The sequence below is a fragment of the ANME-2 cluster archaeon genome, from assembly GCA_014237145.1.
Classification (GTDB): Archaea; Halobacteriota; Methanosarcinia; order Methanosarcinales; family Methanocomedenaceae; genus Methanocomedens_A.
This window is the reverse complement of the sequence record JAAXOC010000100.1, coordinates 39,312-64,523: the sequence shown is the minus strand read 5'-3', so window position 1 is coordinate 64,523 and position 25,212 is coordinate 39,312. Positions and strand designations below refer to the sequence as shown.

Sequence of the window (25,212 nt, the reverse complement as noted above, 5' to 3'; positions counted from 1 at the left end):
CAATCCGCCGAAGCGGCAACTCTTCCTGATGTTCACGATTCTCCGCAGCTTTAAATTTTCATTTTGCTGCAGATCATTGTGGTCGTCGGAGTGATGTTACCCCCTCTTGTTCAGACTGGTCTTTTGGTTGATCGGTCTAATAATGCTTCCAAAGTATTAGTACTTAAATATTTTGATATATCGAGACCGTTACAATTCGTGTTGGTGAATTTAATTAAACCACAGATAAACACAGATGAACACAGATTTTCAGGTAGCGTATCCGCGTTTATCTGCGTTCGTTTGCGGTTAGTTTGATAATACCAACATGTAATGTGACGGTCTCGATATATCGAATTATAAGGTTATATAATGCAGAACTTCACGACATAATTACAAATATGACGAAGGGTGGCTGTTGGTTCAAGCAGGCAGATCACCCAAGCACCTTCATCATACGCTCCCGATACTCCTGAAAAGCCTCCCTTCCCACATCAGTCAGCCGGAGCATTGTATGCGGCTTTCGATCTACAAACTCCTTCACAATCTCGACATACCCTGCAGCCTCAAGCTTGCTCGTATGTGAGGAGAGATTGCCGGGAGTAAGCCCGGTCTGGCGCATCAGGAAAAGGAAATCTGCGCTTTCGACAACGTAGAGGTATGCCATGATCATAAGCCTTGCAGGTTCGTGGATCAAGCGGTCGATTCCCGCGATTTGCTGGAGCTCTTCACTGCTACCGGAATCACTTACTGGCATCAAGCGCCTCCTGTAGTGGCAAGCGGATACCTGCGCAGGAACCTGGTGAAGATGAAAAGCCCGCTAATGAAAAGAAATCCCCCCATAAGTACCAGATAGAGTATCAACCCTGTACTCCCGGAAGCAAATTCTGTCAGGGAAAAGAATAGACCCAGAATCACCGAAAGTATCGCATATCCGGTATAACGGACATTCCCTGATCTGGATTGTGCATGAGCAAAGGGTCCGACCAAAATCATCCCGAAGAACAATGGCGCCCAGTCTACCCACTGGGAATAATCCTTTACATTGCCAAAAAGAGAGATCAGAGTGAACATGATCACGATAACTGTGACCTCAAAGAGAAATACACCTGTCAGGGCATCCTTTGAATCATCCTTATGGAATTTGACAAAACCGATTCTGGGATGGGTGTACCGCCTACGGATAAACTCCACAATCCTTCCGGCAAATACTATTAGCAATATATAGAACGCAAAGATTGGGGAATGGAAGAACCCTCCGAATGTCATGAGGATCAGCCCCATCATGACTTCCATCAAGCCATCCTGCTGGGAATCACAATATGCCTTTTTTTCTATTTCCTTTAGATTGATATTTTGTGTCATTGTAATCACCTCGGCATATTATCATAAAGGTGTTTGCAATATATAATACTTTGCACTACAAAGTTGTTTTGGATAATAGCATGTGGATTGTAATGATGACAGGCAGTTGCTAATGCTACCTCTAAATTTCAATTACTCCATTTATTGCATCTCTGGCTGTACATGGCAACTCATGTTTGCCAATCAGCAGTAAAGGTATTCGGACATACTGGAAAAAAAGCAATACAAATTAAGTTTCATCCGCCCATTTTTTTCATCATTTTCTGGATATTGAACTTGCCGCCCCGCAGTCCCTTGAATGCCTGCTGCATCATTTTGTGCTGCTTAATAAGAAGCCTGACATCCTCCTGTGAAGTCCCGGAACCAATGGCAACCCTCTTGATACGGCTGCTGCCTATTATCTTTGGCTCTTCCAGCTCCTTCTCTGTCATACTATCCATAATGATCTTAAATTTTTCAAGGGTACTCTGGGTCGTCTGGAACTGTTCATCAGAAAGGTCAGTTCCCTTTGGAAGCATGGGCATATTGGGAAGCATCTGCATGATCTGCTTTATCGGCCCCATCTTATTCATTGCCCCAAGTTGTTTATACATATCCTTGAGCGTGAATTTGCCCCGCATCATACTATCTATATCGAACTCATCCTCATCGATCACTTCCTGGGCCCGCTCGATAAGGGTTTTGATATCCCCCATTCCAAGCAGCCTGGATATGAACCTGTCAGCCTCAAATTTCTCAAAATCCTCTGGTCTCTCCCCTGTACCGATGAACGCGATCGAAGATGCGGTCTCTGACACGGCAGACAGCGCGCCGCCGCCTTTGGCCGTACCGTCCAGTTTAGTAATAACCACACCAGTGATACCAATGGACTGGTTGAACACCTTGGCCTGTTCACTTGCCTGCTGGCCAATAGCAGCATCGATGACAAGCAGTTTCTGGTCAGGTTTGGCCATGGCAAAGATATCTTCCATTTCCTTGATCAGGTCAGTTTCAAGAGCATGACGACCGGCAGTATCGATTATCAACACATCGTACTTTTCAACAGATTCCAGTCCGTGGCGTACGATCTCCACAGCATCCTTATTGTTTTTCTCGCCATAGAATGTAACATTCAAACGGCTGCAAAGAGTACTCAACTGTTCATAAGCTCCGGGCCGGAATGTATCAGCACAGATCACAGCAGGTTTCAGGCCCTTTCGCTGGAAGAACCTGGCAAGCTTTGCTGTGGTAGTGGTCTTACCGCTTCCCTGCAGGCCCACCATCATTATCTTTTGTCCGGCAAGTTTAACATCGGTCCCCTTACCCATGATGTTAATGAGTTCATGATATACGATATTGATCACATGTTCCTTACCGCTCAACCCAGTGGGAACGTCTTCTTTTAAAGAACGTTCCTTGATCCGTGTAGATAGTTCCATCACCAGTTTGACATTTACATCAGCCTGGAGCAGGGCACGCTGTATCTCTTTAACGGCAGCGTTGACCACTTTTTCATCGATCCTGCCTGCTCCGGCTAATTTTTTAAGGGTATCCTGCAATGAGCTTCCAAGTTTATCCAATACCATGATTATCTCTCAATAGTGAATGCCTTCAAAGAGTGTTCCCAAGATAGATAAATATCTACTATTAGATGAAGAATGTAAAGGTGAACCAGGCAATCAGTGTAAGGATCACAGAATGTTTCAACCCGGCTATAACCTCGCCTTCACCCATCTGTCCTGCCACAAGTCCGGATGAAAAACCCTGTATCAATGATGCATGGAAGAACAGGCGCCTGAACATCTCTGGATTGAAAACACCAATAAACTCTTCTGCTCCACCGCCAGCTGCATTGGCTGTTATACTGGCTTCTGCCATCACCGGAATAAAGGAATACGAAAGAATCCCAATTACAAACAGGAATACCCCAAATGACATGTAACTGATTATCACGTAGATGATCATGTTACTTGCACGATCCTTTTCCATCATTTTAAGGACATAGGCATCCTTGGCAGCTACTTCCAGCACATCTGGTACGTTACCGCCGGCCCGGCTGGCTTGGTTGATCAATGCGACTGAACGATATATAAGCGGCGTAGCAACCCGGTCTGCAAATCTGTCAAGGGCATCTTCGAATGATATACCCCATGAAAGCATAGCATTGATCTTGGCAATCTCAATAGTGAGATCTCCATATTCACCTTTAGACACCATGCCAACCGATTTTGTCAGTGTCATACCTGAGCGGTTCATCTCGGCAACGTCCCTTAGGAAATTTGGGAAATACTGTTCAATCCTTTTTACTCTACGTCTTTTTAAATAATGAAGAAATCCGGGAGGGACTATGGCCATGAGAACCGTGAAAAGCAATACGTCATCAAATGCAGGTGTAAAGCCTGTCTTCAGACCTCCAAGTATCAGGAAGATCAGGGCAATAGGTATACTGATCAATAATGCGTAAGCTGGTTCTTTTTTAATTTCCTGTTGGGGTGATTTTATGAAATGGCGGAGATCGATCCATTTTCTTGCCGCTTCCATCTGGAGATGTACTTTATCTTTTTCAAGTAGGAGGTCATCTTCTGTAAATATTTTTTTATTTTCATCAATTGGAACAGTGTCCCCAAAAGGTGTTTCCTCTTTTTCGTCAATTGCAATAGTATCCTCAGGAGATGTTTCCTCTTTTCCGTCAATTGCAATAGTATCCTCAGGAGGTGTCTCCTCTTTTTCATCAATTGGAACAGTGTCCCCAAAAGGTGTTTCCCCTTTTTCGTCAATTGTAATAGTATCCTCTGGAGGTGTCTCCTCTTTTTCGTCAATTGCAATAGTATCCTCTGGAGGTGTCTCCTCTTTTTCGTCAATTGCAATAGTATCCCCTGGAGGTGTTTCCCCTTTTTCGTCAATTGTAATAGTATCCTCCGGGAGTTGTTCCTCCTTTTCGTCAATGGGTCCTCTGTTCTCCAAAATATCACACCTCCGGGGTCATACTACTGACAAGCACCACAAACACAATGCTTCCCACAGGGATTACCAGGTATATCAACAGGTACATGATCATCAGGTTCATACCGCCCATGATAGTCATGACAGACATCATGACGAGCAGGAACAAGGGTCCTGCCACAAATGCGGTCACATAGGTCTCAGCTATTAATCCGAGCGTTTCAAGGAACTCCTTTTGTTCCCGCTTGCTTTCTATAACAAACTGGTCTGCCTTAAGCTTTAAAAATGATTCCAGGTCACCACCGGAAGATACGATGGTTACTGCGCCCTGTAAGAATTCCTGCAGCCGATATGATGGTGTAGTAGATGCCACATTCTTCATGGCCTGGACAAGATCATTGCCCAGTACTTTGATATCCCTTACCACATATGAAGCCTCTACTGCAGCTTCCCCATATATCTTGTTCTTGGCAAGACTTGAAAATATATCCACAGGAATGACGCCTGCGCCTGACATTGCAGACATGTAATGCACAGCATAAGGAAGTATCGTATCAATACTACGTTTCCTGTTGCTGTTAATCATCTTTGGATAGTTCAGGAATGCAATAAATGTACCTACAGTGAAAATACCCGTGATAACGACAACGGAAATAATATTAAATGCCAGGTTTTTATATTCCTGGAAACTTTCAAAAATATCAGTGAAAAACGAACGGGTCACAAAAATATCAGGAGTACTGAAGGCAGATACAACTAAAATTGCAAATAAGAATCCTACCACCATCATTAACAGTGAACATAAAACCGCAAGGGAAAGATACATATCAAAACTGATATTGAATCTGGTCTTTAGCAATTCCTGCCTGAGGTCAAAATACTGGGCACGTCTCTTACTAAAATAGCTGCCGAATAAACGGTATGAATACGAGGAAAGATACCTAACTACCATATAATTCCTTCCTCACGATTTCCATCAGGGTCTCAGGTTCACGATAATAAGTTACGACTATCTTGGCAACATCCTCATAATGCTTCACGTTCTTCATACGCGCCCATTCCAGGATTTCCTGCCTTTTCTTTAGTTCTTCCTTGATGCGGGCATCATCCCACCCACGGCTATGCATCACCGATTCCAGTACATAAGACCTACCTGAATAAGTAAATTCGTCCTTTGAGGCCAACCATGTAAACACCTCATTTGTTAATAATTCACCTGTCCTGGGATCGACACCCACAATCTCAGTTATGGATTTGGCCCTTCGCACTCTTTGTTCACCAATCCTGACCTGGACCTGTATAATTATCATGTCAAGGGCCTGCAGCATTATCCTGGGAACATTTATGGGCGGATTTTCAAGCCGGTGAACAACAGACTGTACGGAATCCGCATGTAAGGTTGAAAATGTGGTATGACCGGTACTCATAGCCTGGAACAGGACATAGGCCTCGGCACCTCTTACCTCGCCTACAAGCATGTATTCAGGCCTCTGCCTCAAGGCTGCCCTTAACAGGTCATACATATCGATGGACCCGGTTTCACCCCCGGTAAAAGTCTGTCTGGTCACACCTGCTATCCAGTTGGGATGGGGAAGGTTCAACTCCCTGGTATCTTCAATTGATACGATCTTAGTCTCGGGTGGGATAAACAACGATATTGCATTCATGGAAGAGGTCTTCCCGGATGCGGTACCTCCTGCAAAAATTATGTTCTTGTTATTTTCAGCAGCCAGCCAAAGGTATGCTATTGTTGAAGTTGAGTAGGTATGGTAGTCGATGAGGTCTGGCGGGGTCAGCGGGCTTTCCTTGAATTTCCTTATAGTAAAGGAACTTCCCCTGGTTGTTACTTCTCTTCCAAGGGTCAGTTGTATCCTTGAACCGTCTGGCATTGTAGCATCGAGTAGTGGATCTGCTATGGAGATGTGCCTTCCGCAAATCTGCGCGATGCGCACAACAAAGGCATCAAGGTTGTTCTCATCATCAAAAGTAGTGTTTGTTTCTATTGATTCGTACTTCCTGTGGTACACGTACAATGGTGTATAAGGCCCATCACAGGAAACATCCTCAAGGTATGGATCATGCATCATGGGATCTATATTTCCATATCCCATGAATTCTCTGTAGATATGATATAAAATCTTTGTAAAGGACACCGTGTCGATTTTTATCTGGTAATCCCATAAAATATCATATACTTTATCCTTCAGGTATTTTTTTGCACCGTTTTCTTCAAGCTCATTTAAGCTAACATCAAGTGTTTCCGTGAGCCTTGTTTTTATTTCTGCAAACAGTTCTTTTTCTCCCGGCTCCATTTCAGGTTCAAGTACCTCATAAAGATAAGTATGAGTACCTGGATTATATGAAATTCTGACATATGAATAAGGTTCATTTACAGGATAAAGTTCAACTTCCTCGAGAGAATAATCATCATCTAATGTGAGTTCGACCAGAGCACCGTGTTTTTCAGGATCATAATCTTCAAGGACGATTCTTTCTGGCTTGAAATGATTGATAATACGCTGGATAAATTTTGGTTTTTCAATAATTTCTTCTTCTACCTCAGGTTTGGCAACCACTTCTTCCTCTACCTGGGTGATTTCCATCAGGGTCTTTTCCCAGACCGATTCAACAGATTCGGGCAGCATTACCCTCCTGTGTTCAAGGACACGGCTGTCGCCAAGACGGGTTCTCAGCGTCTCAATGTCCAGTTTATCGCCACCGGGTATGATCAGGTCTGTCAACAATTTCTCTGATTCACCAATTTTTTCTGTTAAATCCCTTATTTTGGGCCCCTTATCAACTTCTTCGTCATCAGTTTTTTCTTCACCTGACGTTTCATCTGGTACTTCTTCAGAATCATGCGACTTACCAACAGGTGTTTCTGTTGTTTCATCCTTTTCATTTATCTTGGATGTTCCATCAACAGAATTTGTTTGTTCGCTCTCATCCGATTCTAAGGATTCTGGCTCTTGGCTGTCATTTTTCTTATCAATATCCGCGGCATCATTGATTACTGATTGATTATCACTCATAATCTGTGTGTCCTTAAAGGGCTTCAATTTTTCATCAACACTGGTTTCATTTTCACCCTTTTCTTTGTCATTCATATTCCACTCATCCCGCCGAAATAATTTTTGATATTTCCAATCCTTTTTACATATATTACATATAATAAGTTATAATTTTTCATATTATATTTAGAGTTATTAAGTACTTATAAGTAACGACAATCATAATAATATATTCTTATGCCTGGTAATCTACATTTAGCATGTAGGGAACTTATTCTTCAGATTATACTGGGAAATATCGATTCTGAACTGGATTTGAACAGACACAAAAAGACTGTGAGTGCAAAATATAAGTTTAATGGGTTGCCGAGCAATGCCGAAATCCTTGCCAGGGCCCTTCCTGTAGAATATGGTAAGGTCATTGAAATACTGCAGCTCAAACCTGTGAGGACCATATCGGGTGTGGCTGTAATAGCAGTGATGACTTCACCTGCACCTTGCCCACACGGCGTCTGCCTGCCATGTCCTGGTGGCCCTGATTCAGAATATATATCGCCCCAGAGCTATATGGGGCAGGAACCTGCTGCAAAAAGGGGCATACGGTATGACTTTGACCCCTACTTACAGGTTGCAGGGCGCCTGGAACAGCTTACACAGATAGGTCATCCTGTGGATAAAGCTGAACTTATTGTAATGGGCGGGAGTTTCACTTCCAGGAGCCTATGTTACCAGGAATGGTTTGTCAGGCGTTGCATTGAGGCTATGAATGATTTCACGGTACGGCCCGATGCTGGTAAGTTCAAATATATTGAAGACGTGCAGGCCGAAAATGAAAGGGCTGTAGTACGTAATGTTGGTATTACCTTTGAGACGCGCCCGGACTGGGCAACCAGGGATGAAGTGGACCAGATGCTGCACCTGGGAGGAACCAAGGTTGAGATCGGCGTGCAGAGTACCTATGATTTTATCCTGGGCAGGATCAACCGGGGGCACGGGGTCTATGAAACTGAACTGGCAAACAGGGTGCTGAGGGATTCTGGTTTCAAGGTTGGTTTTCATATGATGCCGGGCCTCCCGGGTTCATCTTCGGATATGGACCTTCGGATGTTTGGGAGATTGTTTGAGGATGAGAAGTTCATGCCAGATTACCTGAAGATTTATCCCACGCTGGTCACGCCGGGGACCGGATTGCATGAACTGTGGGATGCGGGTGGCTACCGTGCCCAGGAAGTTGAGGAGGCGGTTGAACTGGTCGCAAATATTAAAGCCCTGCTGCCTCCCTGGGTCAGGCTGCAGCGGGTGCAGCGTGATATACCTGCATACCAGATCCAGGCAGGCGTGACAAAAAGCAACTTAAGACAACTGGCAGGGGAAAGACTTGCACAACAGGGAGGGAAATGCCATTGTATCCGGTGCCGTGAGGCAGGTCATAAGGGTCTTAAGGGTATCAAGCCCGGACATGTGGAGATGATATCCCGCTCATATCGTTCATGCGGCGGTGATGAGCATTTCATCTCATTTGAGGATACTGAACATGATGTACTGGTAGGGTTTATAAGGTTGAGGTATCCTGGTGCCCCGCACAGGCCTGAGCTTGAGGGTGCGGCCCTGGTGCGGGAACTCCATGTTTACGGGCCGCTGGTGGGTGTGGGGGTAAAACCGCAGGCAAGGGAATTTCAGCATAGGGGATACGGGGAAGAATTACTGGCAGAAGCTACAAAAAGGGCCGGGCAGGCAGGTTTTAGTAAGCTTGCTGTTATTAGCGGGATAGGTGTGAGACCCTACTACCGGAAACTGGGCTTTGAGCGGGACGGACCCTATATGTCCAGGTTCATATAGGGGGGAATTTTCAATCATCACGATTCAAAATCTGTTAGCCTGATTTGACCTGTTTTTTGTGGTGGATTGACAACCTTTTCTAAATTATCTTTCATTATTTCATATCGTTGTGATGCTACCAAATTCATAAATATCTTGACCATATCCATATATCTACCTTGATTGGCTAGTTGAAGAGATTTGATATAAATATCTCTATCCTTACCTGAGAAGAGTAACTTTGGGTATTCAGCTTTTGTAAGCATATAATTAATAATTTCTCTTCCAACTCTTCCATTGCCATCCGCAAAAGGATGTGTCATTTCAAATTCATAATGAAACAAAACAGATTCTTCGAATGGGTATCTTCCTTCATCAAGTCTTGAATAATATTTATCTATGATTTGTTGGAGTTCATCTTCAATTAAAATTGATGGAGTTACTCGATGTTCGCAACCTAATATACCAATAATATCAGTCCTTCTAAAAACTCCTGCAGACTCAAAATCTATGTTATTCATAATCAAAGAATGCAGCATTTTTATAAAGTCTAAAGTTACTTTTCCTCGGTATTTATCACGGTATTCTTTTACATTTCTGAAATTTTGCACTTCGTTTATTTCCCTCAAAGTTTTTTCTTTGGGGGCAATGCCATGTATGAGTAAATCAGAAGCTTCTTTTAAAGATAGTGTATTTCCTTCTATTGAAGTTGTACCTTGAATATAATGAACATCAAAATTTCGTTCATAAGCTTCTATTTCATTGGTGGTGAGTAAACTCGTAAATGTTTTATATATATATCGAATTTCTTCAATTGTTTTCATTTGTTCTATAGATAAATAATCTGATGAATAAAATGTACAACTTAATTCTGCTTTTTTCAATGCTGCTTTTAATTCAATCTCATAAGCGTATTCCTTACGATACTTCTCAATGTCCTCTGCCGTAGGAGGTATTATTCCTAAATATTTCCTTATTTTTCTTTTTTTACCTTTTACCTTTACATCTTTAACAAGGTAATATTGAGGTTTCCGATTTTTTGGATAATTTATTTCAACTCGGTATGGTTTTCGACCCATATTTCTCTATTTGTATGACCCCTTTATTTAAATCTTCCGTTAGATAGTCACCATGCACCCGACCGATGCCTCGCACCTTTAGTGTGGGGAGCATCACAAACATGCCTTGAAGCATAATAGAGAAAGACAAATAACCAGAACAATAGTCGTAAAAAAGAAAGACGCTGAGGGAGAGATTCGAACTCCCGTGGCAAAGTGCACCACCACATTTCAAGACCGGTGCCATGGTCCGGTTGGCTACCTCAGCAAGGTGGTTCCGGATTAAGGTGTCCCGGTGCCCCGCACAGGCCCGAGTTTGAGGGTGCGGCGCTGGTTCGGGAACTCCATGTCTACGGGCCGCTGGTGGGTGTGGGGCTAAAACCGCAGGTAAGGGAATGGCAGCACAGGGGATTCGGGGAAGAACTGCTGGCGGAAGCTACAGAAAGGGCACAGCAGGCAGGTTATATTAAGCTTGCAGTTATCAACGGGATAGGTGTAAGGCCGTATTACCGGAAACTGAGCTTTGAACGGGACGGACCTTATATGTCCAGGTTCATATTGTAAATAACAAAAAGTCTCAAACCGGGCGCCAAAAATATAATATAATAGATCATAATAAAAGAAGAAGAGGTATTCGACATGTTAATCCAATATATTAAGGCTGCACTTGAACATGCCAAATATGAAATAATAGATGACGAAGAACCATATTATGGCGAAGTGCCAGAACTTCAAGGTGTATGGACTAGTGGAAAGACTCTAGAAGAATGCAGGAAAAATCTTGAAGAAGTGATCGATGAATGGATAATAATTAGATTAAGGAAGAGATTGCCGATTCCTCCCATTGGAAATTTCAATATCGAAACCACGGGAGAACTGGTAGTTGCCTAAACTTACTCCAGTGAGTTGGAATGTTTTAGTCAAACGCCTTAATAAGCTGGGTTTTGAAGGTCCTTACTCTGGTGGGAAACACCCGTTTATGGTAAAAAATGATCTGGTTTTAACAATTCCAAATCCTCATAAGGCTGAAATTAGTGTGGATTTATTATCAAGAATATTAAGACAGGCAAAAATATCCAGAGAAGAATGGTTGAATAACTAAAATAAAATAGTTCGTTTGTCACTAAAAAAGGTTCAAAATGCACATAATTGCAGAAGAAATTCTGGAATGTAAAAAAGAAAGACGCTGAGGGAGAGATTCGAACTCCGTGGCGCAGTGCACCACCGTTTTTCAAGACAGACGTCGTGGTCCGCCTAGCTACCTCAGCAATGTGGTTCCGGGTTGAGGTATTCCAGTGCCCCGCACAGGCCTGAGCTTGAGGGTGCGGCCCTGGTGCGGGAACTTCATGTCTACGGGCCGCTGGTGGGTGTGGGGCTAAAACCGCAGGCAAGGGAATGGCAGCACAGGGGATTCGGGGAAGAACTGCTGGCAGAAGCTATAAAAAGGGCCGGATAGGCAGGTTTTAGTAAGCTTGCCGTTATCAGCGGGATAGGTGTTAGGCCTTACTACCGGAAACTGGGCTTTGAGCGGGATGGACCTTATATGTCCAGGTTCATATGGGTGGGCAGTTCCATCTCTTTTCTTAAACTTAAAAATCATCCAGATCGAACGCCACAAAACCTTGTGCTCTAAACTTCTCCTTATCCTGTAGTTTCTTTGCGATTATGCCAAAATGCTCAATTCGATTATCATTATTCCACCTTAAATGTCCTGATTTTTGCTTCAACAACTCAAGGATATGTTTTACATCATTCTGGTTCAAACTGCTCCATTTACATTCCACAAAAAGAATCTCTCTCGTATTGTCGTTCAGTGCTACAATATCTATCTCCTTATCCCTGAACCACCACCGTCCCTTCCTGTTAAACCTAAAAGGCAGCATATCGGTATTTAACTTAAGGAACTCTTCAGACACCTTTTCAAATATCCTGCCTAGGTATCGATTATAGTCAGCTTCAAAACCAGAAATCCTGTCTGTAGAAATAATCTCAGATTTATTCGGGTAAATGAACCTGAAATAAAAGTCAAAATAATTATCAGAAAGATGATATCTCCGGTTCCTTGTTCTCTCCTTGTCAACCAGGACCGGATAGGACTCATTTACAATATGCAGGTTTATCAGGTTGCTCAGATATTTCGAAACAGTAGGTGCAGGAAACTCAGTATAATTTGCAATCTCGCCGAATTTAGTATTGCCAAAAGCAATAGCTTTCAGTATCTTGAAATATCTTGTCGGGTCCCTCAACTCACTTTTTATCAGCACCTCCGCTTCTGCAAACAGGACTTTATCCTGCTGGAAAACTTCTTCTAATCTCTCACCACTATTGAGCCGGTAGCATACATCTTTGATATATTCGGGTATGCCGTCAGTAATACCAAATACCCTTATCGCATCTTCAATTGAATCAACGCCAAAATCAAGTATATATCCGGCTTTAAGCGGCATTATAAACAACTGTCCTGTTCTTCTTCCATACAGCGGGCTTTTGTGGTCCAGCAGGTAACTTTCCATCATTGATATTGATGAGCCGCATAATATGAGTTTGATGGTGGTGTTTTTCAGGATTTCATCCCATATCTTCTGGAATTTTGATAACAGGGTTTTATTTTCTGTTATGAGGTTCGGGAATTCATCTAAAATAATGATCAATTTTTCCTCTTTTGCTATCTGCTGGAATAGTTCTTCCCATGTGAAGTCAGCTTTTGCTATTAACGGATTATCAATTGTTTTTGATATGATTTCTTTGAACGAGTCCAGGTTATCCTTTTCCAGTGCCTGTTCAACAAAAAAGTACGCTGCTTTTTGTCCCTTTATGGCTTCTTTTATAAGTTCTGTTTTCCCGATACGTCTTCTTCCGTAGATAACTATTAATTCAGCCCGGTCAGAATTAAAAAATTTATTTAAAGAGGATAGTTCTCTTTTTCTGTTTACGAATGGTATCACTTTACCCACGATTATAATAATCTTGTGTAAAGTATTTAAGTTATACGGTCTTTTCGCATTTAATATTCTAATTATCAGCAAAAGCCCCGCACAGGCCCGAGCTTGAGGGTGCGGCCCTGGTGCGGAAACTTCATGTCTACGGGCCGCTGGTGGGTGTGGGGCTAAAACCGCAGGCAAGGGAATGGCAGCACAAGGGATACGGGGAAGAACTGCTGGCTGAAGCAACAGAAATCCTCATTTTGGCACTACTGAGAGTAGGCTGCGCCGATAGCGGCGGCAGTTCAGTGCAGATATTGATATGATCTGCTGGTGGCCAGATAAAATAGTATTCTATAAAGGGAAATATTTATTAATTATTTCAACTTACATAATACTATGATCTCAAAGACACTCTGGGGAAACATAATTAAAGATTTCCAGAAAAGGCGATATCGTGACATTGTACAGAGGGATATACACTACCCTCTTGACATCCCACTGGACAGAGCTGTTGTTCTTTCAGGTCCCAGAAGGTCAGGTAAGACATATCTCATGTATCTGGGAATCAAAGAGCTGTTAGCACGCAAAGAGGACAAAAACAGTATATTGTATGTGAACTTTGAAGATTCAAGACTGGTGGGTGCAGTGTCACAGGACCTGAACACACTCCTCGAAGTGTTTTTTGAGTTTTGTCCTGATAGGAATAAGAAAACCTGGGTATTTCTTGATGAGATACAGGTGATTCCTGATTGGGAACGATTTGTAAGGACACTTGTTGATATGGAAAATGTCAATGTGTTTGTCACTGGTTCATCATCCAAGCTTATGAGTAAAGAAATTGCCACAAGCATGAGGGGAAGAAGCCTGACATACAATGTATATCCCTTCTCTTTCGCCGAAGTCCTGAAAGCAGGCAAACTTGAGTATGAAGAATATCTTTCATCAGCACAAATGGGGGAAATTATCCAAAAACTAAAAGATTATGTCAGATACGGCGGGTTTCCTGAAACAGTGCGTTACAGGGAAGAGTGGGACCGGATATTGAGTGAGATAGTAGATGTGACAATATTCAGGGACATTGTGGAAAGGTATGATGTGAAAAACATAAAGATGCTGAAACTCTTCCTTAATGCTATATTCAATTCAAAGGAATTTTCAATCCATAAGTTTTATAATTTCCTTAAATCGCAAGGCCATAAGGTAAGCAAGAATACGCTGTATACATATTTCGGTTATTTTGAAGATTCATTTATTGTTTTTCCACTCAAGAGGTTCTCTTATTCTTACAAAAATATAGAATCAAGTATATCAAAGATGTATCTTGTCGATAATGGACTACTGTCCCTGCAAGGTATACGCGACTATGGGAGGCTTATTGAAAACATTGTTTTTATTGAACTAAAAAGAAGAAGCAAAGGAGATCTGTTTTACTATAAGTCTACATCTGGCAGGGAAATTGATTTTATCATTAAGGAGGGGAAAAAGGTCTCTGAACTTATACAGGTATGTTACACACTTGATGATTTTGTAACAAAAGAGCGTGAAGTAAAAGCTCTCCTGCAAGGTTCAGAGGAACTTCGATGCGATAATCTGCTGATCATTACATGGGATTATGAGGCGGTTGAAATTATTTCCGGGAAGAATGTTAGATATGTTTCCCTGTGTAAGTGGCTTCTTGATTAGTGTTTTGTTCTTGCACAAACCATAATAGCGTCGTCCGGGGTCTTTGACTGCAGGATGGCTATTATATTGAAATAAACCATTCTATCATCTCTATTTAAATAAAGATAAGACAAATTAGTAATTAGTAAATCAATGAAAATTATCGAGGTATTTAGATGCCAAGAATAACTGCATATATTGAAAAAGATATAGAATCAGGCTTGTATGTGGCTATAGTTCCTGGAATTCCTGGTGCACATACACAAGCGGAGACTCTTGATGAGTTGCAAAATAATTTAAAGGAAGTACTTGAATTGTGCTTGGAAGAAATGGAACCAGATGCAAAACAAGAACTGCCGGAATTTGTGGGAATCCAGCAGGTAGAGGTGACTTGTTGACCAAACTTCAAGTTATTGATGCCAGGAAAATGGAGAAGTTATTGTATAAGTTAGGTTTTGAAAGAGTTCGTCAAAAGGGAATTCATGTATTTTATAGACATCCGGATGGGAGAACCACAACAATTCCTCATCATAGTAGAAGTGATTTGGCGAAACCATTAATCAAAGAAATTCTAAGAGAAATTGAAGTAAGTACTGCAGAATATGATGAATATTTGAAAAAAATATGATTTTTTATTGGGTTTCTTTATATATAAAGACAAATAACCAGAACAATACTCCTAAAAAAGAAAGACGCTGAGGGAGAGATTCGAACTCCCGTGGCGCAGTGCACCACCGGTTTTCAAGACCGGCGCCGTGGTCCGCTTGGCTACCTCAGCAACGTGGTTTCAGGTTGGATCAAAATATAATTGAAGGAGAGGGATTACTCCTCTCCAGGTCCTTCTAATTCTTCTGAGTCTTCCGGTTCATCTGATTCGGATTCATCAGACTCTTCAGCTTCTGATTGCTCCTGTTCTTCAGAATCAGGCTTTAACAGTTCTTCTGTATAAGTTTCAACATATAACACTTCTGTTAGTTCAGTATATTTCAACATGTCCAGTGCCAGTTGTGCTTTAGTATTCAACCAATGCTGTGAATAATTAAATTCCAGGGGCACATTGACCCTGGCAACAGTACCATCGATCTCGATGTCCATTTCCTGGGCCATATAAAGTGCACTAAGACCAACTGCTTTTTCCTTCAGTTCCTCAAGCATGGCTTCGATCTTATAATCATATGTTATCATTTGGCCTGCCATAGGGCTGTTGAAATCCAATCTGGCATGGCGTCCCATGACCTTGAGTACTTTAGCCTGTTTACCTTCGAATTGAACCATCATCCCTACCTGTGGTTTTTGTTCAAGACGTCTGAGAGGTAAATCCCTTATCAGCTTGGAAAGGTGTACACCAAAAGCTTTTTCAGGTGGAATTGTGACAGTCCCTTTATAGCCTACTTCATGCTCTTTTATGTCTTCCTCAAGACCTACGATCATCTGGTTCACACCAATAATGATCACATCACCACCATACCTGCCATTGGGATTATATACATTATGGACCTTTGCCACCTCTTCATTTGTAGTATCGAAGATAGTACCGTCCTCAAGTTTACCTGTGTATGATATTTTAATAAAATCTCCTTCATTGATCGTCATGATAATTACACCGGGGTCTAAGATAACGGGATTGGTAAAAAACATTTCCATGCCGTATCATAAAAGTTTACAACAATTGACGACATGTATGACCGATAGAAAAGTCTTAAATCAATTCATTCCAATCAATCTTTCAACGGGGATAGCTATGGATGAAATAACAGAAATATATGAGAAAGTAAAAGACCGCATGAGCATGGAAGATTTCCTTGCCCGGATGGAAGAAAAAAAACAACTCCTTGGCGGACTTCCGGATGATAAAACTCTTGCAACCCTTGTGATCTACGATATGGGCGAGTACGATGATAAGGTAAAGATAGGACAGGTAACAATTGATAATTCTAATGTTACAATAGTGGGCAAGATCACGGTATGTTCAGATGCCAGGGAATTCAATCGTGAGGACGGTTCCACAGGCAGTGTTGCCAACCTGACAGTTGCGGATGAAACTGGTTCTATCAGGGTCGTGCTATGGGAAAGTGTTGCAGACCTGGTACAGGTAGGAGAGATCGTATTTGGGGATTCAGTCCAGGTTTCCGGTTTTGTCAAGGAGGGGCGTAATGGTCTTGAGGTCAGTGTTGGCAGGGGCGGCAGTGTGGATAAAGTGGCCATGAGTGAAGAGATCAGGGTAAGGACAGAACCCTACCGTATCGAGGAGATAAAATCAGGTATGAGCGATATACACCTGGTAGGAAAGATACTGGACATGGCAGATACCAGGACATTCCAGCGAAAGGATAATTCTACTGGCAAGGTCAGGAACCTGACACTGGGCGACTCCACAGGTAAGATCCGCCTCACGTTATGGGATGAAAATGTGGAACATACCGATCAGTTGAACCTGGGTGACACCATAGAAATAACCGGGGGTTATTCGAAAGAGAATTCCTTCAACAACCAGGTGGAGATCAACCTGGGGAATAACAGTTCAATAAAAAAGACCAGTAAGCAGGTGGAGTTCAGTGAGAAGATCACCCTCATTGGTGATATCGAGATCAATGAGTCATACAGCATTATAGGATATGTTACAGGGCTTGATGAACTGAGGGAATTTAAGCGCAAGGACGGCTCAAGTGGCAGGGTAGTGAACATCCACTTATCAGATGACTCTGGCAGGATAAAGACTGCACTTTGGGATAAGCAGACCGAGATCATACATGATATAGACATCGGGACTAAATTGCAGGTGACCGACTGCTATGCTAAGTCAGGATGGAATGACGAAGTGGAATTGAGTGTGGGCGAGAGAAGTACAATTACAATACTTGAAAAATAAAAGATTTATCGGGACCTGACCTTTGCCTTTTTGGCTTTTTTCAGCTTTTTTTTGTCCATCTTGGTCCTGAACTCACTTACTTCTTCTGCAGTCTCTTTCTTTTCCCTATAAAACATAAGACCCGCAATTAAGCCAAAAACCACAATAAAAAGAACACCATAGAACTGGAACTCGGTCAGCGGACTGAAATCCGTGTGCTTGAACATGAACTTATCAAGTATCCAGATAATAGCAGTGGATATTATTGCCAGGATCAGTGAGTATAGCAGTGCAAGTAAGTCCTGTTGTGAAGCCCATTTTTCGATTTCTGCATTCATTTTGTTTTATCTCCTCATCCTTTCATTGAAGGCTTTTAGGTAAAAAAACTTTTGTATTTATTTAGCATGAAAGTACCCTTGGGTTCTTTCATTTTTTGAGCATGTCATTCGAAGAATTTCATGTACGTTTTCTATGACTTGTTATACCTTTCTCGTAGTATATGATCTATAAGATTATCTAGTCAAGTTAATCCGACCGAACAGAGAATTTAATTGTAAGTTCTATTCTTTGTCCCTTTCAATTATGAATGCACCCACATAGTCGCATTCCTTGCACTGGTACTGGACACCGGTCTTAAGACCCATGTAATACGTGACGTTTGTCGAATTGCACTGGGGGCAGACAAGGACAGAATTAGTCCTCTTCCGGGCTTCCTCCTCGATCTTCCTGTCAAGTTCATTGAAATCCTCAGCATCTTCCTGTACGATCATAATGCTACTTTTTTACTGTGAAGGTAAATGTTATACCTTTGCCTTCCTTGCTTTCTACCTGGATCGAACCTCCATGCCCTTCAACAATCCCTTTTGCGATGGCAATACCCAGGCCTGTCCCGTTGGTATCATTGTATATATCATTACCCACGCGATAGAATTTTTCAAATATTTTTTCAATATCATCAGTTCCCAATCCAATTCCATTATCTTTTACAGTGGCCTGTATATACTGGTCAAGTTCCACGATGTCAATATCGATCCTGCCCCCCCAGGGAGTGAATTTAAGGGAATTATTCAACAGGTTTACAAATACGGATACAAGGGCATCCTTATTTCCAGTAATGCCGGGCATGTGTTCGGGAACGGATGTGTAAATACCTATTCCCAGGTCATAGGCGGTTTTCTCAACAGTCTCGATAGATGTACTGATAACTTCGTGTAGATCTACCTCTTCTTTCTTGAAGTTCATCATACCTGATTCGATCTGGGAAAGATCCAGTAGGTCATTGACCATACGTGTCTGGCGGTCAACATTTCGCATTATCCTTTCGATCAATTCATCTTTATCGATCAATTCGCTCCCGTCAGCATCTTTCAACAGTTCGGTTGAAGTCTTTATGGCAGCAAGGGGCATTTTGAGTTCATGCGAAACCATGGAAACAAAGTCGGATTTCAGTCCATCCAGTTCCTCTAGCTTCTGGTTTGCCTTTTCCAGGAATTCATTGGACTGCTTGAGTTCATAGGTTTTATTGTGAACTTCAACTTTCAGGGATCTGTTCCAGCTTGTAAGCAGCAGGATAAGGGAGAATCCACCAAGTAAGGTGATGCTGGCAGAGAATAATACGAGGACTGTATGCTTCACTAATGCCGGGTTTACAATTTTTTCAAATTCCTCTGAAGGGCTTACAATCGCCACTGACCATAACCGCCGCCGCCACTCTATAGGGGAGAATGCTATCATCTTGTTTTCTGATGTATTGTTTTTTCCATTTAGAGTCAATTCTGCAGTTCCTTCTGCCCCGTTCAACTGTTCTTCCATGATGTGCATCCATTCCGGATTTGATTCATTAAGTATATCAAAATAATTATCTCCTGCATTATATTGCCCGGACCCATCATACAATACCTGTGTGTTCCTGTCAACAAGATATACATAACCGGAAGAATCGTAAGGTTCGAGATATTTTTCTGCAAGAGTGGAGATTCGTATTATCCCAAGTATGGTTCCTTTATGCTCCTCTCCATCAAAGATCGGGACCCAGATAAACGAACCAAGACCCCCTTCAAAAAGACCAACCGGATTCGTACAATATGTATCCCTGGTGTCCCTGGCATGTTCAATAGGATATTCCCTGTTATTTTCATACAGGTTATATCCAATAGGAACATTCTCTTCTGGATAACCTGCAACAACCACACCACTGGCATTGATGTACTCCAGGGCATGATAACCTGTGCTACCTTCGTAGATATCTATAAATAATGCCTGGAATCCCTCCGGAGAATCATTTGCATGGTTTTTGGCTATTGATTCTGTCAATTCAACTTTTTCATTCAGGAATTCCACTACACCAGTTGAAAACTGCTTGGCAAGGAGCAATTGTTGTTTACTGAATTCCTGCTTTACAACTTTATCTACATCATTGTGGGTTTTTATTCCCGTAAAGACAATTAAAAGTAAAAAAAGGATACTAATAACTACGATTGCGAAAATTACTTTTTTTTCATGTTTTTCCATTAGTGAGAATTTTTCTTCTTTTTTAATACTATACCACCATAATTTAGATAGATCCAATAATGTGTGAATTGCTCAATTTCTATAACGTATAGGAAATTATATACTTTCCTGTAGGCTTAGAAAATGCGAACGAAGTGAGCATTTTCTTTATATTGTATTGAATCATCAAAGTTTTGAAAAAGTACGGCTAAAAGTACAACTGCTTTTCACCTTCATAGTTGATTGTGATCAGTATGTTTCCAGATTAAAAATTACTATTTATCGCTTTCGGTGTGCCAGTATTTCTTCAGACATCTGCTTTTTAAGACGCATAAAGTCAATATCAGAAAGACCCACCACTTCCAGCACGCCGTCCCTTAAGAAACATGGTTTGGTGATCTTGCAGCACCATGCCATGCTGCCGAAACAGGTACTATCCCCATATTCCAGGAGTGTGCCTTCCACGATTTGCAGTTTCAGCTTTGTAAACTCCTCGGCTGACATACCGATCTGGTTAAGGGCATTGTGAACTGCACAGGGTTTTACTGGCAGGCAGCAAAAAGCCAGTGCCCGCAGGTCCCCACCGCCGCATATGTGCTTTGGCGAATTATACCAGCCTGTAGTTATCTGGTATGAGGTGATCTGGTCCACAAGGAACCGCAGGGTGTTGGGTTCTTTTAATACTGCCCTGGCAGCAGAGACCATATCAGCACCCCTGGAGAACATGGACTTGGCTCCAGAATAATCAACGATCGAATTGTTACCAATAATAAACAGGGATGTAATGTTGCGTATCCTTTTTATGAGATTGACGTCAGCCCCATGTCTGCCCACGGCATCGATATGGATGATATGGGCACCCGCCTTTTCAATCATATAGGCAGTCATCAAGTCGTCAACCACATTGGCCCTGATCTTGACAGACACTACAACTCCTGTACCCTTGACCGCCTCAATGATCTCGCGCAAGGTATCAGGATGCTCAAGCAGGGATTGACCTGCGCCCAGTTCCATGATCTCGGGCTGGCGGCAGTGTGCATTTATTTCAATACCTGCTCCGTATTTTTTAGCGATACGGGCAGCCTCAACATATGCATCGATATCTGCCGCCCTGACATTAACAAGGACAGCACAATCATCAGAGTTACCAGTAATTGTTTCCAGCTCAGATGTCAGGAATTCCATTGGTGAATCTGTTACGAACTCACTGCGCCCGCGCTGGGCAATTCTTTTTGCAGCATCGTTTGTACTATCATCCAGGTTATAACCACCCAGTACCACCAGTCCTGCATGGTCAGTGAACTGTTGTGCAAAATTGCTGTTGGTAATACCTGCCATAGGGGCAAGAGCAATAGGGTTTTTTGGAGTAAGATATCCGATCTTCAGATCGAATGGTTCAATCAGTTCTGTGTTCAATTATGATTCCTCACAGGCAATGTGAATGGTAATTCGAATTTTTTCAGGAATCTTCCAGATTGTTTAAACTATAAAAGTCTTACTGGAATCGAACAGCAAATTGAAAATATAAGTGATTATTTGTTAATTATTGCAGGAGTGACGTCTTTTCCATTCTTATATCAATATGGCAACAAAGAACATACCTACAACAATTATTGTCATGAACAACCCGATGTATACAATCGGACTCCATGCCAGCACCTTGCGCCCGTCCAGTACGCTGATCGGCAGCATATTGAATCCTGCCAGCAACAGGTTGATGATCACACCCAGGCGACCTATATCGTTTAAAAACCCGGTACCATTTAACAGCGGCATGAAAGCAAAAGCCAAAAACAGGTTCATCACAGGACCGGAGGCAGCGATCTTACCGTATTGTTTTTTGGTAATATGAGGTCCGAATATCTGCACGGCCCCGGGTGCTGCAAACAGTATACCGATCTGCCATGCCATGTAAATGGCCAGCAGCAGCATCCCGAAACTCATCCTGAACTCGGCCCATGCACCGTACTGCTGGGCAACGAACTTGTGCCCCATTTCATGGAATATAAAGGATATACCCACTGTGATCAGGGAGATTATGAACAGGTCAGTGATAAACGGCCCGAATATCTCAGAGCTCGTGGGCCTCCTACCACCCAGGTCCGACCATGCGAGCATAATGGCGAATGCATAGGATATTGCCACCCAGGAAATGAACAGATGTTTCAATTCAGTACTGCTTGTATTGAATATGGCCATTTTTTTCGAGCGCACAGTCTGGAAATGTACTTCTTCAAGACCGCTCACCTGGGACTGTTCAATTTCAGGCATAGAAAGAACCTATGAGGATACTATGATTTAATATTATTCAACGTAATAGGAAAGTATATACTTTCCTGTAGGCTTAGAAAATGCGAACGAAGTGAGCATTTTCTTGACTTTCTATCTTCGTTTGTATTTTCATTTGTGTCTTCAATTATGTCTTCATTTACACAATCCTAAAGAAAATCCATTAGCCTCTTCTGGTTCATCTTCCTGTCCAGCAGTTTTGATTCGGGTCGCCACATCTCGCTAACGGTATTAATCCGCAAAGACATATCATCCAGTGCATCGTTAACTGAATCAAATCTCACCGGGACCGATGACACTGCTTCCCGGGCAGCTTCCCTGACCACCCATACCCCCAGGGGTGCCCAGTAATCGGGCGTAATTTCCCTGATCGCGAACACATTGGCACTGCGGCGCATCCGGGTCAGGTGCTCCAGCACAGGCAGGCGAGCTGCATAATACCCGCCGCCCAGGTTCGAGTATCCTTTCTTGCCACTATAGTCCTCCCAATCCGATTCTACCGAAGTTGCCCCGGTTGACCATACAGCCTTTGGCATCCATATCTCTATTAATTCGTACGCAAAGGCACCTGGAAATACCAGTATCTCGAAGTGGTTACCGTGCAATCCTCCGCTGTACAGCAGGATATCATTCACCTCAGGGAAATATCGGATCTCATCGATCAACATCTTCCCGACCATATCATCTGTGGCGGTGATGGACCAGCGGGTGGGCACGATCTTGCGCTGTTTTCCCAGCAGTCCGATAGAAAGTAACCTGTTAATGTGATCCACAGTGATATCTGCGTTATAGAGTTCCTCTATTTCATCAACAGCCCTGGCATCGGTATCACTTACTGCTTTATCCACCTGCCTGGGGACTACCGGGTTCTGTGCAATATCCAGCTTTGTAACCTCTCCGGCCGGGCCCATGGGCGAGAGTACACCATCGAAACGCAGTCCCACGCGGGGCACCTTGCTGAACCATACCTCTGTATCTACAGGTTTTTCAGATAATGCCAGTTCCTGGGTCTTTTGTAGCATGGTATCAGGATTTGAAGCATCCTTGATATTGAACTTCATATTTGACCTGACCAGGCTGGACCTGAGTCCCACAATATCCCTGATACCCAAGTTGTTCCATGAGCCCGGACTGTCATAGATAGCAGCATCACTGCCCGTGACCTCAGGCGGTATCAGTGGTCCTGCAGATACCTGTGGATACCCGTACCGTCCCACAAAGACCGAGGGCGGAGATGCACCGAAAATGTTATCAGAAAGTTTGGCAGTTGTGCCAAGTGACTTGAACCTCTCAAGTATGGGGCAGGCAGGACGGCCGCACAGCCCCTTCCCCTTACAGGATACACATAGCGAAGGCATGTTCAGGTATATTGGGGGGCGGCTACATTAAAGGATGTGACTGTAAAGGATATGGTTGTAAAGGATATGATTGGTCCGTAGTAACAAATTTCTTATTGGAATCAGAATCCGTATTTTCCAACCAGGGGTACAAACACGACCCCACCCTTTGCTTCCTTTTTTACGCCGTTCGACTTCGTGATCAGGTAAAGTTCCTGCATGTAACGGCCCACAGGTATCACCATTTTTCCACCTGCTGCCAGTTGTTCGACCAGGACCTCAGGCACTTCAGGCGCAGAACACGCAACAGATATCCTGTCAAAAGGAGCAAGTGCAGGCAATCCCTGGCTGCCGTCCTCGATTATGACAGTTACATCTTCATATCCCGTTTTGGCTAGGTTTTTTCCTGCAAACGCGGCGAGTGATGGGATACGTTCAATTGTATATACATGTCCGCCAGGGCGGACCAGTTCGGCCATGACAGCAGCATGATATCCGCAACCTCCCCCCACTTCCAGCACTTTCTGCCCGGGCTCAAGCTCCAGCAGGTTACACATTATGGCCACCATATGTGGTGCGGATATGGTCTGTCCCTCCCCGATCGAAAGCGGATTGTCTGCATATGCGAACCTCTGCTCACTTTCATTCATGAAACTATGCCTGGGCACACGTACCATTGCATCAAGAACCCTGTCCCGGATTTCCGGATATCTTGATCTTAATCCATTTATTAGTTGCCTTCTTTCCTTTTCAAGGTCCATGTTGAAGGCCCCCGTGGTTTGATCACAGGTCCGCCTGAGTATGATTTTCCCGGTCTTTTTTTCCCGGTCTTTTTGTAATCCCTTAACCATTCCATCCGTTCCGAGGAGTCGGCAAAGATACGTTTGATGTATTTTGCCATGATGCACTCCCCGTTCCTTTTAAGGAATTTCCCATCACGCACCTTTATCTTTTTTATTACGAAACTGTTAGACCCTGACGACAACATTTCCCCGACTGTGAACTCCCGTTCACCAGGCACTTCCATTTCAATGGATTCTGTCTGCCAGCCTCGTGTGATGGATATCTTGGTCGTGACTGTATCCGTATATCTGGTCCATATTGTATCGATCTCATCGGCCCTGGCACTATTTACCCGTTTGTCGCCTGATTCGATTGATGTGACAAGCACAAAACTGGCATCGCCTTCGGGTCCGCTTTCCACTATGAACTCATCATCCACGGATATGATCTCATCATTATCCTGGACAATTGTGCTTTTGGTGGAGTTATCGCCTGCACTGATAACAACCCTGATATTTGTTTTCTTCTTTTTTTCAGAGTAATAAGGATGGATTGCATCACACAGTGTGCATTTTATCAATATGTCTGGTTTTTCTTTCAGTATATCGTGGGGCACAGGTTCATGTGGTGAACAATTGGGACACTGTGCCTGAATAATCTCATGTACCATTCTACTTTCATTCCTCGCATTCTAATAGTACCGAATGATAGTAAACACTTCGATGC

At 42.9% G+C, this 25,212-nt stretch carries 27 protein-coding genes and 2 tRNA genes; 10 read left to right on the top strand and 19 right to left on the bottom strand.

The window, feature by feature from the left end; all coding sequences use genetic code 11:
- Positions 1-415: 415 nt before the first annotated feature.
- The 6 genes from HF974_13935 to HF974_13910 all read right to left on the bottom strand — a co-directional run bounded on the left by HF974_13935 (position 416) and on the right by HF974_13910 (position 7,298).
- Entirely contained in the window at positions 416-736 is a 321-nt protein-coding gene (locus HF974_13935; GenBank protein MBC2699400.1) for a transcriptional regulator, read from the bottom strand.
- On the bottom strand, positions 736-1,344 hold the full coding sequence (locus HF974_13930; GenBank protein MBC2699399.1) for a hypothetical protein: 609 nt from the start codon (positions 1,342-1,344) through the stop codon (positions 736-738). Before HF974_13930 ends, HF974_13935 begins: the two co-directional genes overlap by 1 nt.
- A 236-nt stretch (positions 1,345-1,580) precedes the next feature.
- Complete coding sequence (gene ffh / locus HF974_13925) at positions 1,581-2,909, bottom strand: signal recognition particle protein (protein MBC2699398.1); 1,329 nt, start codon at positions 2,907-2,909, stop codon at positions 1,581-1,583.
- 61 nt (positions 2,910-2,970) lie between these two features.
- Positions 2,971-4,287 carry a type II secretion system F family protein gene (locus HF974_13920; GenBank protein MBC2699397.1) on the bottom strand — a complete coding sequence of 439 codons (1,317 nt, stop codon included), beginning with the start codon at positions 4,285-4,287 and terminating at the stop codon, positions 2,971-2,973.
- Between the two features lie 4 nt (positions 4,288-4,291).
- On the bottom strand, positions 4,292-5,218 hold the full coding sequence (locus HF974_13915) for a secretion system protein (GenBank protein MBC2699396.1): 927 nt from the start codon (positions 5,216-5,218) through the stop codon (positions 4,292-4,294).
- A complete protein-coding gene (locus tag HF974_13910; protein ID MBC2699395.1) occupies positions 5,208-7,298 on the bottom strand; it encodes a type II/IV secretion system ATPase subunit in 2,091 nt (696 codons plus the stop codon). Before HF974_13910 ends, HF974_13915 begins: the two co-directional genes overlap by 11 nt.
- A 216-nt stretch (positions 7,299-7,514) precedes the next feature.
- Here HF974_13910 and HF974_13905 point away from each other — a divergent pair, with 216 nt between their 5' ends.
- Positions 7,515-9,116 (top strand): tRNA uridine(34) 5-carboxymethylaminomethyl modification radical SAM/GNAT enzyme Elp3, encoded by a 1,602-nt coding sequence (locus tag HF974_13905; GenBank protein ID MBC2699394.1) that lies wholly within the window; start codon positions 7,515-7,517, stop codon positions 9,114-9,116.
- 17 nt (positions 9,117-9,133) lie between these two features.
- Here HF974_13905 and HF974_13900 read toward each other — a convergent pair whose 3' ends face one another.
- Both HF974_13900 and HF974_13895 read right to left on the bottom strand, forming a co-directional pair.
- On the bottom strand, positions 9,134-10,174 hold the full coding sequence (locus tag HF974_13900; GenBank protein MBC2699393.1) for a Fic family protein: 1,041 nt from the start codon (positions 10,172-10,174) through the stop codon (positions 9,134-9,136).
- A 162-nt stretch (positions 10,175-10,336) separates the two neighbouring features.
- Positions 10,337-10,421, bottom strand: a tRNA-OTHER gene (locus HF974_13895).
- Between HF974_13895 and HF974_13890 the strand changes: the two genes are divergently transcribed.
- From HF974_13890 to HF974_13875, 4 genes are all read left to right on the top strand, one after another.
- Positions 10,394-10,717 carry a GNAT family N-acetyltransferase gene (locus HF974_13890; protein MBC2699392.1) on the top strand — a complete coding sequence of 108 codons (324 nt, stop codon included), beginning with the start codon at positions 10,394-10,396 and terminating at the stop codon, positions 10,715-10,717. The two genes, HF974_13895 and HF974_13890, sit on opposite strands and share 28 nt — an antisense overlap.
- Before the next feature lie 75 nt (positions 10,718-10,792).
- Entirely contained in the window at positions 10,793-11,044 is a 252-nt protein-coding gene (locus tag HF974_13885; GenBank protein ID MBC2699391.1) for a type II toxin-antitoxin system HicB family antitoxin, read from the top strand.
- On the top strand, positions 11,037-11,255 hold the full coding sequence (locus HF974_13880) for a type II toxin-antitoxin system HicA family toxin (protein MBC2699390.1): 219 nt from the start codon (positions 11,037-11,039) through the stop codon (positions 11,253-11,255). Before HF974_13885 ends, HF974_13880 begins: the two co-directional genes overlap by 8 nt.
- A gap of 180 nt (positions 11,256-11,435) precedes the next feature.
- Complete coding sequence (locus HF974_13875) at positions 11,436-11,609, top strand: hypothetical protein (protein MBC2699389.1); 174 nt, start codon at positions 11,436-11,438, stop codon at positions 11,607-11,609.
- Positions 11,610-11,742: 133 nt separating this feature from the next.
- On the opposite strand, the gene HF974_13870 is transcribed toward HF974_13875, so the two are convergent.
- Positions 11,743-13,116 (bottom strand): ATP-binding protein, encoded by a 1,374-nt coding sequence (locus tag HF974_13870; GenBank protein ID MBC2699388.1) that lies wholly within the window; start codon positions 13,114-13,116, stop codon positions 11,743-11,745.
- Between the two features lie 101 nt (positions 13,117-13,217).
- On the opposite strand from HF974_13870, the gene HF974_13865 reads away from it, so the two are divergent.
- The 4 genes from HF974_13865 to HF974_13850 all read left to right on the top strand — a co-directional run bounded on the left by HF974_13865 (position 13,218) and on the right by HF974_13850 (position 15,367).
- Positions 13,218-13,400: a hypothetical protein gene (locus HF974_13865; GenBank protein MBC2699387.1), complete on the top strand. Its 183-nt coding sequence runs from the start codon at positions 13,218-13,220 to the stop codon at positions 13,398-13,400.
- 73 nt (positions 13,401-13,473) lie between these two features.
- Entirely contained in the window at positions 13,474-14,760 is a 1,287-nt protein-coding gene (locus HF974_13860) for an ATP-binding protein (protein ID MBC2699386.1), read from the top strand.
- 155 nt (positions 14,761-14,915) lie between these two features.
- Entirely contained in the window at positions 14,916-15,137 is a 222-nt protein-coding gene (locus tag HF974_13855; protein MBC2699385.1) for a type II toxin-antitoxin system HicB family antitoxin, read from the top strand.
- On the top strand, positions 15,134-15,367 hold the full coding sequence (locus HF974_13850; protein ID MBC2699384.1) for an addiction module toxin, HicA family: 234 nt from the start codon (positions 15,134-15,136) through the stop codon (positions 15,365-15,367). Before HF974_13855 ends, HF974_13850 begins: the two co-directional genes overlap by 4 nt.
- A 65-nt stretch (positions 15,368-15,432) precedes the next feature.
- On the opposite strand, the gene HF974_13845 is transcribed toward HF974_13850, so the two are convergent.
- Positions 15,433-15,517 (bottom strand) — tRNA-Ser (locus HF974_13845).
- 44 nt (positions 15,518-15,561) lie between these two features.
- Entirely contained in the window at positions 15,562-16,332 is a 771-nt protein-coding gene (locus HF974_13840) for a peptidylprolyl isomerase (protein MBC2699383.1), read from the bottom strand.
- Between the two features lie 148 nt (positions 16,333-16,480).
- Here HF974_13840 and HF974_13835 point away from each other — a divergent pair, with 148 nt between their 5' ends.
- Positions 16,481-17,608, top strand: coding sequence for a replication factor A (locus HF974_13835; GenBank protein MBC2699382.1), 1,128 nt, complete (start codon positions 16,481-16,483; stop codon positions 17,606-17,608).
- Between the two features lie 5 nt (positions 17,609-17,613).
- Here HF974_13835 and HF974_13830 read toward each other — a convergent pair whose 3' ends face one another.
- The 8 genes from HF974_13830 to HF974_13795 all read right to left on the bottom strand — a co-directional run bounded on the left by HF974_13830 (position 17,614) and on the right by HF974_13795 (position 25,156).
- A complete protein-coding gene (locus HF974_13830; protein MBC2699381.1) occupies positions 17,614-17,925 on the bottom strand; it encodes a DUF2627 family protein in 312 nt (103 codons plus the stop codon).
- A 222-nt stretch (positions 17,926-18,147) separates the two neighbouring features.
- Complete coding sequence (locus HF974_13825; protein MBC2699380.1) at positions 18,148-18,357, bottom strand: hypothetical protein; 210 nt, start codon at positions 18,355-18,357, stop codon at positions 18,148-18,150.
- 4 nt (positions 18,358-18,361) lie between these two features.
- The gene (locus HF974_13820; GenBank protein ID MBC2699379.1) at positions 18,362-20,098 is read right to left on the bottom strand and encodes a histidine kinase; all 1,737 of its coding nucleotides are present in this window, start codon (positions 20,096-20,098) and stop codon (positions 18,362-18,364) included.
- Between the two features lie 258 nt (positions 20,099-20,356).
- On the bottom strand, positions 20,357-21,415 hold the full coding sequence (locus HF974_13815) for a methanogenesis marker 9 domain-containing protein (protein MBC2699378.1): 1,059 nt from the start codon (positions 21,413-21,415) through the stop codon (positions 20,357-20,359).
- 234 nt (positions 21,416-21,649) lie between these two features.
- Complete coding sequence (locus HF974_13810; protein ID MBC2699377.1) at positions 21,650-22,276, bottom strand: site-2 protease family protein; 627 nt, start codon at positions 22,274-22,276, stop codon at positions 21,650-21,652.
- A gap of 239 nt (positions 22,277-22,515) precedes the next feature.
- Positions 22,516-23,724, bottom strand: coding sequence for a hypothetical protein (locus tag HF974_13805; protein ID MBC2699376.1), 1,209 nt, complete (start codon positions 23,722-23,724; stop codon positions 22,516-22,518).
- A 101-nt stretch (positions 23,725-23,825) separates the two neighbouring features.
- Positions 23,826-24,464 (bottom strand): protein-L-isoaspartate O-methyltransferase, encoded by a 639-nt coding sequence (locus HF974_13800; protein MBC2699375.1) that lies wholly within the window; start codon positions 24,462-24,464, stop codon positions 23,826-23,828.
- Positions 24,434-25,156 (bottom strand): hypothetical protein, encoded by a 723-nt coding sequence (locus tag HF974_13795; protein ID MBC2699374.1) that lies wholly within the window; start codon positions 25,154-25,156, stop codon positions 24,434-24,436. The genes HF974_13800 and HF974_13795 overlap by 31 nt, the downstream gene beginning before the upstream one ends.
- Between the last annotated feature and the right edge of the window lie 56 nt (positions 25,157-25,212).

Coding starts and splice junctions, on each gene's coding strand:
- HF974_13935 (MBC2699400.1), bottom strand. CDS start 736: ATGCCAGTAAGTGATTCCGGTAGCAGTGAAGAGCTCCAGCAAATCGCG.
- HF974_13930 (MBC2699399.1), bottom strand. CDS start 1,344: ATGACACAAAATATCAATCTAAAGGAAATAGAAAAAAAGGCATATTGT.
- ffh (MBC2699398.1), bottom strand. CDS start 2,909: ATGGTATTGGATAAACTTGGAAGCTCATTGCAGGATACCCTTAAAAAA.
- HF974_13915 (MBC2699396.1), bottom strand. CDS start 5,218: ATGGTAGTTAGGTATCTTTCCTCGTATTCATACCGTTTATTCGGCAGC.
- HF974_13910 (MBC2699395.1), bottom strand. CDS start 7,298: ATGAGTGATAATCAATCAGTAATCAATGATGCCGCGGATATTGATAAG.
- HF974_13905 (MBC2699394.1), top strand. CDS start 7,515: ATGCCTGGTAATCTACATTTAGCATGTAGGGAACTTATTCTTCAGATT.
- HF974_13900 (MBC2699393.1), bottom strand. CDS start 10,174: ATGGGTCGAAAACCATACCGAGTTGAAATAAATTATCCAAAAAATCGG.
- HF974_13885 (MBC2699391.1), top strand. CDS start 10,793: ATGTTAATCCAATATATTAAGGCTGCACTTGAACATGCCAAATATGAA.
- HF974_13860 (MBC2699386.1), top strand. CDS start 13,474: ATGATCTCAAAGACACTCTGGGGAAACATAATTAAAGATTTCCAGAAA.
- HF974_13855 (MBC2699385.1), top strand. CDS start 14,916: ATGCCAAGAATAACTGCATATATTGAAAAAGATATAGAATCAGGCTTG.
- HF974_13840 (MBC2699383.1), bottom strand. CDS start 16,332: ATGACGATCAATGAAGGAGATTTTATTAAAATATCATACACAGGTAAA.
- HF974_13835 (MBC2699382.1), top strand. CDS start 16,481: ATGGATGAAATAACAGAAATATATGAGAAAGTAAAAGACCGCATGAGC.
- HF974_13830 (MBC2699381.1), bottom strand. CDS start 17,925: ATGAATGCAGAAATCGAAAAATGGGCTTCACAACAGGACTTACTTGCA.
- HF974_13825 (MBC2699380.1), bottom strand. CDS start 18,357: ATGATCGTACAGGAAGATGCTGAGGATTTCAATGAACTTGACAGGAAG.
- HF974_13820 (MBC2699379.1), bottom strand. CDS start 20,098: ATGGAAAAACATGAAAAAAAAGTAATTTTCGCAATCGTAGTTATTAGT.
- HF974_13815 (MBC2699378.1), bottom strand. CDS start 21,415: ATGGCAGGTATTACCAACAGCAATTTTGCACAACAGTTCACTGACCAT.
- HF974_13810 (MBC2699377.1), bottom strand. CDS start 22,276: ATGGCCATATTCAATACAAGCAGTACTGAATTGAAACATCTGTTCATT.
- HF974_13805 (MBC2699376.1), bottom strand. CDS start 23,724: ATGCCTTCGCTATGTGTATCCTGTAAGGGGAAGGGGCTGTGCGGCCGT.
- HF974_13800 (MBC2699375.1), bottom strand. CDS start 24,464: ATGGACCTTGAAAAGGAAAGAAGGCAACTAATAAATGGATTAAGATCA.
- HF974_13795 (MBC2699374.1), bottom strand. CDS start 25,156: ATGGTACATGAGATTATTCAGGCACAGTGTCCCAATTGTTCACCACAT.